This window comes from Methylicorpusculum sp. (genome assembly GCF_030651835.1).
GTDB lineage: Bacteria > Pseudomonadota > Gammaproteobacteria > Methylococcales > Methylomonadaceae > Methylicorpusculum.
In genome coordinates this window covers 84,597-94,250 of record NZ_JAUSBX010000110.1, presented here as the reverse complement: position 1 = coordinate 94,250, position 9,654 = coordinate 84,597, and the positions used below count along the sequence as shown (strand labels likewise).

The 9,654-nt window shown below is 41.9% G+C and carries 4 protein-coding genes; all 4 read left to right on the top strand.

The window, feature by feature from the left end; translation table 11 throughout:
• Positions 1 to 436: 436 nt before the first annotated feature.
• The 4 genes from Q7V32_RS14705 to fliD all read left to right on the top strand — a co-directional run bounded on the left by Q7V32_RS14705 (position 437) and on the right by fliD (position 9,484).
• Positions 437 to 4,873, top strand: a complete 4,437-nt coding sequence (locus Q7V32_RS14705; RefSeq protein ID WP_304897728.1) for a glycosyltransferase — start codon at positions 437 to 439, stop codon at positions 4,871 to 4,873.
• Between the two features lie 390 nt (positions 4,874 to 5,263).
• The gene (locus Q7V32_RS14700) at positions 5,264 to 6,967 is read left to right on the top strand and encodes a flagellin (RefSeq protein ID WP_304897727.1); all 1,704 of its coding nucleotides are present in this window, start codon (positions 5,264 to 5,266) and stop codon (positions 6,965 to 6,967) included.
• Positions 6,968 to 7,027: 60 nt separating this feature from the next.
• The gene (locus Q7V32_RS14695) at positions 7,028 to 7,447 is read left to right on the top strand and encodes a flagellar protein FlaG (RefSeq protein ID WP_304897726.1); all 420 of its coding nucleotides are present in this window, start codon (positions 7,028 to 7,030) and stop codon (positions 7,445 to 7,447) included.
• An 18-nt stretch (positions 7,448 to 7,465) separates the two neighbouring features.
• Positions 7,466 to 9,484, top strand: a complete 2,019-nt coding sequence (gene fliD, locus Q7V32_RS14690; RefSeq protein WP_304897725.1) for a flagellar filament capping protein FliD — start codon at positions 7,466 to 7,468, stop codon at positions 9,482 to 9,484.
• The last annotated feature ends 170 nt before the right edge of the window (positions 9,485 to 9,654 follow it).

The window sequence follows — 9,654 nt, the reverse complement described above, 5'->3', positions numbered from 1 at the left end:
GCAACCTCTTGATTTTGCTTGCCTGTTGCGCACTCTAAAATAATTTGAGCACGCTCGACCAGTCGACGCTCGGCACTATGACTGCGGACTATTTTTTCAAGCTGTTGTTTTTGTTCGGTGGTCAGTGTTATTTCTATCGCTATACTAGGCATAATGCCTAGTATAGCTGATATAATATATTATTTCTGCAATTAAACACTAGTTCTTACATTTAGTTGATGAAAACCCTTGGCTAGGCTAAGCGTAGGCTTGTCTTGTCGAATAATTAGTAATTGTGGCGTTAGTCTTGCTTAAAAATATTAATTATGAGGTCAAGAGTCAATTTTTTGTCGTTAATCAGTGCGGTATTAAGTTTAATAATTACTTACCTAACTGGCTACTTACTCTTGGGTGTTTTATATAGTAATTATAAAAATCATTATATTATGGGAATTTTATGACTGAATTGCTAAGCGGTTACGTCTTTGATCCAAAAAACAAAATTTGGGTTCGGAAATCAGGAAGTGAGCCTTTTAGTTACTCGGATGGGGATTTGACTGAAACTCGATTATATAACGCACTTAAAAACTGTAGGGATGTCAGTCTGTTTTCATCAGATATTCAGCGGCATTGTATAGATTGGCCTAGCCGCTATCATTTTGCGCCTGATAGAGCAAATATTGTGAGACCTTTTGCTGATCGCATTAAGAATGGGAAAACACTTGAGTTAGGATCTGGATGTGGGGGCGTAACCCGGTTTTTAGGTGAACTAGGAGGAGATGTAATAGCAGTTGATGGAAGTGCAATACGATCAAAAATTAATTCAGAGAGATGCCGGGATTTGACAAATGTTACTGTTATTGTTGATACCATCCAGGAGTTTAAAACAACAGAGTGTTTTGATGTGGTTACTTTAATCGGTGTGCTTGAATATTCTCAAGTGTATGTTGAAAGCGAGAATCCCATTGACCGGATATTGAAGATTGCAAGTGGGTTTCTAAAAGAAGACGGTGTTTTACTGATAGCTATAGAAAATCAGTTAGGTTTGAAATATTTTTGTGGTGCACCAGAAGATCATGTTGGACGGTCAATGTATGGAATTAACGATAGCTATACCGATAAATCTGTTATTACCTTTGGTCGTAAAGAGTTGACCGATCGTATAAAGCAATCGGGTTTTAAAAATATAGATGTTTATATTCCATTTCCTGATTATAAACTGCCTTTAACTATGATTTACCCAAGAGGGCTTAATACAGATGATCCTGATTGGAATTTGGGGACTCTCATTTCTAATACTGTAGTTCATGAGCCTCAACCATTTAAAAATCCGTTATTTTCGCTTGAGCAGGCCTGGCAAGTTGTAGTTCGTAATGGTTTGACGGCTGATTTAGCTAATTCATTATTACTTGTAGCCCATAAAAATAATGACGATGTTCTAAATACTAACATTCTGGCTGCACATTACAGCAGTCCAGCAGGCAGATGGACCTCAATACGAGAACATCAATTTGTTCAAGGGAGTGAAATTAAGGTAAGAACTCGTTCCATAATGCCGACGTCAGTCTTTATTAAGGATGATTGGACTTATACTGTCTATGAGCCTGGCGTCAAAAGTTATGATTTGTTAGTTCGTATAGTAAACAGACCTTCCTGGCGGTTACAGGAGTTAATAGATTGGGTTTGTCCATGGATAGAGTGTTTACGTGGAGCAGCAATAACTGTTGATTTGAAGCCAAAAAGATTCAAGGAATATGAAACGTTTCTGCCAGGTAAGTATTTTGATGCAATGCCAACCAACTTGATAATTCGTAATGATGGCAAGCCTGTTTTAATAGATTTAGAATGGGAATATGAAACGCCAATTCCTATCGAGTTTGTGTTGCATAGAGGGCTTTATTTAAGCTTGTTTAGACTAGTTAGTTGCGATGCGCCAGAGATAGGTACATCGTTGAGGATTTTTGATATATGTGAGACAGTTTTAAAGAATTACGGTATTAATTTCAGTGAAAAATCGTATGGCGAGTACATAGATTTTTTCAACGATTTTCAGAATGAAATTGCAGGCTTTCAAAAGAATTCTAAAAACCGTTTGGTCGCGGCGTTATCAACAGCATATTTATCGGTTAGAGAGGGGCTGTCTTATTCTTCTCACGCTAACAAAAGTGAGAAGCAAAAAATTCAGGTTACTAAAAAGTCAGTTGATAAAAATTTATATAGTATATGGCAAAGAAAGCACAAAGATAGGTGTTTGGGTTATAAATCTATTTTCAACTCTTTGTCTAAACAATTCGATAGCTCGCCAATATTTAAATTTATTATGACTGTTATGCCAGGTGAAGAGGCCTATTTAGCCGATGTCGTTGATGCTTTGGCTGCACAGACCAGTGAAAATTGGAGGTTGAGTGTTGTTTCACCCATGCCAGCACCTGATATGCTATTTAATGAGCTAGAATCATTGGAATGGGTGACCGTAAGCAACGACTACGAATACTTTCAGGCTGTGGATAATTTACTGTCATTAAGTAACTATGATTGGGTGGGATTTGTTGAGCCAGGGTTATCTTTCGAATCAGATTATTTAATGGTACTAACTGTTTATGTGTTAAATAATATTGAATGGAAATATATTTACAGTGACGAGGACAGTTTTGATTTCTATAAAAATAGAGTAAGTCCTAAATTTAAGCCGAATATAAATATAGATTTATTGCGATCAACGCCATATTTAGGTGGGTTATGCTTTATAGATAGAGAAACTCTAGCTTGTATTGGTGGTTATTCAAGATTAATTGACGCTGATTTCTATGATTTTGCGCTTAAAGTATGGGAGAAATTTGGTGATACTGTATTTGGGCACATACCCGATATTTTAGTGCATACTATCAAGTTGCCGAACAGAAACATTAATTATGAGTCGTATCGCACATCTCTTCAGGATCATCTAGGTCGATTGGGATTAGATGGCACAGTTAAAAATGGTCAAATTGAAGGGACTTTTAATGTAGAGTTCAACTGGCCAAACCAACCCCTTGTATCTATTCTTGTGCCAACTCGAAATAGGCTTGACTTGCTGAAGCCTTGTATCGAAAGCATCGTAACTAAAACTAGTTATCCTAATTATGAAATTATTATTATTGATAATCAAAGTGATGAACAAGAAACTCTTGATTATTTTGAATATCTAGAGCGAGAGCGAGCAAACTATATACGAGTAATTAGTTATCCAAAAGTATATAATTATTCTGCTATTAATAATTTTGCCGCAGAACATGCTTTGGGCGATTATTTGTTATTGCTAAATAATGATACTGTTATAGTGCAAGATAATTGGATTGATAGGTTACTCAATCATGGTCAGCGGAAAGAAGTGGGTATAGTAGGAGCTCGGCTCGTTTTCCCAAATCAAACTATACAACATGCTGGAGTGATTTTAGGTATGGGGTCTTTTGGTGTGGCTGATCATCCGCATATTAGTTTGCCCATGACTGATCCTGGTTATATGAACCGCGCCCAAGTGGTTCAAAACTTTTCCGCCGTGACCGCCGCATGTTTGTTGATTCCTAAATCTTTATATTTTGAAGTAGGCGGGCTTGATGAGGAAAACTTTAAGGTTTTGTTCAATGATGTTGATTTATGTTTAAAAGTAAGAGAGCGGGGCTATAAAATTGTCTGGACTCCTTATGCAACAGTTGTTCATCATGGTTCCAGCTCAATAAAAGGTGATAAAAATCCTGATAAAGCCAAGAGAGCAAGGCAAGAAGCTGACAAAATGTTGGAAAAGTGGCTTCCTCAGCTTGCCAATGACCCTGCTTATAATCGTAATCTTAGTCTCAAACATCGGCATTTTCAGATTGAAACAGAAACAGATGTAACATGGAATATCGATTTTCATGATCGGCTTCGGATTTACGCCTTTCCTGCTAATGATTCAGGTGTCGGCGAATATCGGGTAAGAGCACCGCTTCGTGCATTAACTAATGCAGCGATGATTCAAAGCAGTTTATTGCCTAATCACAGCGCCACATTGATTCCTGATATTGTTGAAATTGAGCGGGTTAAGCCAGATGTCTTGTTGCTGCAAAATGGTACGGCTGATTATCTAATTCATGCATGGGAACAGTACAAACGCTTTAATTCAGTATTTAGAATCTACTCTCAAGATGATTTGGTTTTTGCATTGCCTGGCAAGCATCCTTTGCAAGGCAAGTGGCCTAAAGACATGCGTAAGCGGCTTAGAAAGTTAATGGAAAATTCTGATCGCTTGATTGTGGCCAATGAACCCTTAAAAGAAGCCTACAGCCGATGGATTGGCGATATTAAGGTTGTGCCCAATTATTTGGAAAGTAACCGATGGGTGGATTTGCCGGTCACCAAAAAAGAACGGACTAGCAATAAACTGCGCGTGGGTTGGGCGGGGGGCGCGCAGCATCATGGTGATCTTGAATTTATTTTTCCTGTGGTTGAATCCTTAAAAGACGAGGTCGATTGGATTTTTATGGGCATGTGCCCTGATAGGCTTAAGCCTATTATCAAGGAATATCATGGGGGCGTGCCGTTTGATCTTTATCCTCAAAAACTGGCTGAACTGGATCTGGATTTAGCCATTGCGCCACTGGAATATAACAATTTTAATATGGCTAAAACGAATTTACGCATACTTGAATACGGCGTGCTCGGCTGGCCGGTAATTTGTTCCGATATTCTTCCTTACCAGAATGCCCCGGTGACCTTAGTCGGTAATAATACTCAGTATTGGTTTAAAGAAATCAGGGAAAAAATCGCTGAACCGGAAGCGCTGCGTGCAGAGGGAAGAGTATTGCAGCAGTGGGTGCTGGATAATTATTTGCTGGAAGATCATTTGGATGATTGGTTGAATGCGCTGACTCCTTAAAAAATATGGATTTCTATAGCTATTGTCTGGGTTTTCCGGGCTATGGCGTTTCGAAATGTTTGGTATGGGGCGGTCAATTCGTTCTTCTTTGACTGGCGGAGGTGCGATTTATCCGCCTAAGGCCAATGAATCGTTAGGCAAAAGTATAGGGGGGTGTCTTGCCCGCTCCAACAATTATCTGCATTGCATTAGCAGGGAGGCCATTTAATAGCCTCTTGCGTTGATGATTAATCAGTCAGATTACGGGTCGTTGTGACGTGGTTCTCATTTATGTTTTTCCTCAGTGAATAGTAAGAAAAATTATTAAAGCTTCATGGGGCATGGTCGATAAACAAAGCGAGATTAAACAAACTTGCTTATTTAAAGCAAAGACCCTGAAGGAGAGTCATCATGGCACAAGTCATTAATACGAATGTTTCTGCGCTCACTGCGCAACGGAACTTAAATAAGTCACAATCAGCAATGCAAACCAATTTGCAAAGGCTCTCATCAGGGTTGCGTATCAACAGCGCCAAGGATGATGCGGCCGGTCTTGCAATTTCCAATCGTTTCCAAGCCCAAGTCAATGGTTTGACTCAAGCATCCCGAAATGCCAATGACGGTATTTCTCTTGCCCAAACGGCCGAAGGCGCATTGGATGAGGTGACCAACGGTTTGCAAAGAATGCGTACACTGGCTGTTCAAGCTGCCAACGATACCAATTCATCGAGTGACCGCCAGTCTATACAGCTGGAAATTGATCAAATTGTCAGCGAAATAAACCGGATTGGTGGCACGACCCAGTTTAATGGTAAAAATCTGTTGGACGGCAGCAATAAAGAGTTTTCTTTTCAAATTGGAGCAAATTCCGGTCAGCAATTATCCGTTAAAATGGGCGATATGCGTGCCAGTGCATTAGGTCAACAACCCGGTGCAGTTCAAACGGTAGGAACCCGTGTTGCGCTTTCTGGGGATACAGTAGGAAATATTGGTGTTTCAAGTGGTGGATCTACAAGTTCCTCTGGTGTGGCGGTAGCATCTGGTGATGTAACCCTAAGCGTCAACGGTGGTGCACAGAACGTAGATATTGCCTTAGCTCGTTATGGCGGTGATATTACCCAACGTTCTGGTGCGGAATTAACTACTACTTCGGGGACTTATTACGGAGCGGGCGTTGCTAAAGACATCGCTACCCGAGTTAATTCAATTCGTAAGTTAGGTGAAGTGGATTCAACCGGTAAAACAGTATTGGAAGGTGTTTATGCAACCGCTCGTACTGAATTTAATATTTCTGATGCCGTCTCAGGAGATGTAGGTGTTGCTGGAACCAGTGGTATGCCCGCTTTAGAAAATTCCAATGTGGGTGCGGGTAAACTGCAAAATGACAGTTTAAAAATAAACGGTGTTGATGTAGGTCCCGTTAACCTTCAGGAAAATGATGCCGGTGGTGATCTAGTTAATGCGATCAACTCTAAAACTAATATAACAGGTGTATCTGCTAGCGTTGACAAGGACGGGCGATTAAACCTTGCTGCCGAGGATGGCAGGGATATTATCATTGAAACGAAGGATGCAGTCGCATCAAATCTGATTTTCAATGGGGGTGGTGGTGCTGTCAATGGGGCAGGAAATACCGACAATGATTTTACTGGTGGATTAAATCTTCGAATTTCAGGCCAAGTGACTTATTCTGCTACTGACACTATTGTTGCATCCGGTGCCACAATGGAAAGTGCGGGATTGGCTTCTGGGCAAGCCGTATCAGCAGGTCGAGATATACAACAAAATGTTCAGGCCAAAGGAACCATTGCGAACGCTGATGTCACCACGATTCAAGGCGCGAATACTTTAATGAAGTCAGTCGATAGCGCCTTGGAACAAGTCGACTCTTTCCGGGCTAATCTGGGTTCGGCACAAAACCGATTTGAAATGACGATCCGGAACCTTGATAATGTCTCTGAAAACTTGTCAGCCGCGAATTCTCGAATAAGAGATGCTGATTTTGCAGCGGAAACCACGGCAATGACGAGAAACCAGATTTTGCAACAGGCCGGTATCTCAATGTTGTCTCAAGCTAACGCTCAGACTCAAAATGTGATGTCTTTATTAAGATAGTCTTTAATGCCGGAATAGGTGCTTAGGCAGCTATTCCGGCTAAACTACGAGGAACAGATGATGGACACGGGAATTAAAAATATCTCTCGCACCATTAACCAGGTCCCCTCAGAGCTGGAATCAAAAAAGCTTCATCCTGCTGAAAAAAAGGATGAGGCTAAACGTGTTTTAGTAGAGCAGCAAACCAAAAAGCTTGAGCCTGAAGGTGTTGAGAAGAATGAGAAAAAAGAGGCGCTAAATAAGGAAGACTTAGCAGACGTAGTCACCAAGATCAATACAGCTTTTCAAAATGAAAAGCGGAGTATTCAATTTAAACTCGATGATGATAGCGGTAGGACTATCATTAAAGTGGTTGATCAAAAAACCGGAGAAGAAATCAAGCAAATTCCATCTGAGGAGATGCTGGAAATTTCCAGAAGACTCTCTGATCAGTTGGATAAAGAGGATCTGTCCGGCATGCTTATCAAGAGTAGGGCCTAACCTTAAGAGGATAAGAACATGGCAGGAATTCAAGCGCCCGGTGTCGGTTCGAACTTAGACATCAACAGTATCGTGACTCAGCTTGTTGCCGCAGAAAAAGCGCCGACTGAGAAACGCTTGAACAGTGATGAGGCCTTAGCTCAAGCACGGCTCTCAACCCTGGGTATTGTAAAAAGTTCGGTCTCCGATTTCCAAAGCTCAATCCGGGCGCTGGCTTCACTATCCGCTTTTCAAAGTAAAACGGTTTCCATTGGCAATGAAAAATTGTTTTCGGCGACCGTCAGTAATGCGGCCAAAGCGGGGCAGCACAGCGTTGAGGTCAAGCAATTGGCCCAAGCGCAAAAGCTGGCATCCAAATCATTTGCTGGAAGTTCGGCTAATGTTGGCAGTGGAACGCTGAATATCCAGTTCGGGTCTTATGATGAAGATTCAAACTTGTTTACCGAAAATGCCGCTAAACCCAGCAAGTCAATAAGTATTACTCCCCAAAACTCAAGTTTACAAGGTATAAGAGATGCCATTAATTCGGCTAAGGCCGGATTAACAGCGACTATTTTGAATGACGGAACCGGCGATCGGCTGGTGTTAAGTTCCGAAAGTGGTGCAGCTAATAGTATGCGTATCACTGTGACGGATGATGATGGCGATCCTACCAATGATTCAGGCTTGTCTCAGTTGGCCTTTGATCCTGAGGCCGTTGGTGTGGGTAGTGGAAAAAACATGGAACAGACGTTGGCGGCAAAAGATGCTTTGCTCAAAGTGGATGGCATCAATATCAAGCGCCCCACCAATTCGGTTTCCGGGGTATTGCCTGGCGTGACGTTTGATCTAAAAGACATCGCGCCGGATGCACCTACCACGCTTACTATCGGTGAAAATAAAACCAGTATCAAAGAGTCGGTGGAAAAATTTGTTAATAGCTTTAATGAGCTAAAAGGTGTGCTGAACAAAGCGACAAAATTTGATGCGGAAGAGAAAAAAGGTTCTCTTTTAACCGGTGATTCCGCAATACGCAGTATGAACAGTCAAATGCAGCGTCTGATGGGCGATATGGTCAAAGGCTTGACGGCTGATGTCAGAGCGCTGGCCGATATCGGTATCACCAGCGCCAGAGACGGTACTTTGTTACTGGATAACGGAAAATTAGACAAAGCGTTAAACACTAATATCGATGATTTTGCGGCACTATTTGCAACGACGGGACGGAGTAGTGACAGTCTTGTTAGTTATGTTAAGGCGGGAAGTGAAACAAAGGTTGGCTCGTATGCGGTTAATATTACCCAATTAGCCACTCAAAGCAGCTACAACAGTACGATAGGTAATGGGCTTTTTACTATTGATGCGAACAATAATACGTTCAAGCTAAAAGTAGACGGTACTCAGTCTGATTTAATTACGTTAAGCTTGGGATCAGATCTTACCGGGGCTGAACTAGCAGGAGCGCTTCAAGCGCAGATTAATAAAGATACGGCATTAAAAACAGCAGGTCGATCCGTGACTGTTAGTTTTGATGAGGTGAACGGCGTGATGGCGATCAAGTCCGCTCGTTTTGGTAGTGAGTCGTCCGTTGATGTGACTCAGATTTCTGCAGGAAGCAGTTCTTTGGGATTAACCATTCGGGCCGGAACGGCAGGATTGGATATTGCCGGCACTATCGGTGGATTTCCTGCAAGCGGCTTAGGTACTCGGCTAACTGGTGCTCAAGATGCTGCGGGCTTGCAGATTGATGTGGCTGGCGGGTCGCTTGGTGATCGGGGTACAGTAGGTTATACCAAAGGCTATGCTGAGCAGCTTAATACATTGATTAACGGTTTTTTATCGAGTGACGGTGTGTTGACGCGCCGGATGAATGATTTTACGCAACGCATTGAGTCTATTGGCGAAAGCAGAGTCAAGCTTAATGAGCGAATGGTAAGCCTTGAGGAGCGCTTACGCAGCCAATTTTTGGCCATGGATTTAATGGTCAGTCAAATGCGTTCTACTGGCGACTTTTTGACAGGCCAGTTGGCAACTTTGCCGTTTACTAATAAGAATTAGCCGGTTTTCAAGCTGCTTCAGTTAAGCCCGAACAGGGTTTATCTTGCGTTGAAATGCTCATTAATCCTAAAAATCATATTTCTCCGGTAAAAGGAAGTATTCTGTAGGAGCGACGCCTACGCCGCGACTAAAGCTTCAAATCGCCCTGCAGGCGTTGCCCTACGCGTCTC

Excerpts from the sequence above, each read along its gene's own strand:
- Q7V32_RS14705 (WP_304897728.1), top strand. The coding sequence starts at position 437 with ATGACTGAATTGCTAAGCGGTTACGTCTTTGATCCAAAAAACAAAATT.
- fliD (WP_304897725.1), top strand. The coding sequence starts at position 7,466 with ATGGCAGGAATTCAAGCGCCCGGTGTCGGTTCGAACTTAGACATCAAC.
- Q7V32_RS14700 (WP_304897727.1), top strand. The coding sequence starts at position 5,264 with ATGGCACAAGTCATTAATACGAATGTTTCTGCGCTCACTGCGCAACGG.
- Q7V32_RS14695 (WP_304897726.1), top strand. The coding sequence starts at position 7,028 with ATGGACACGGGAATTAAAAATATCTCTCGCACCATTAACCAGGTCCCC.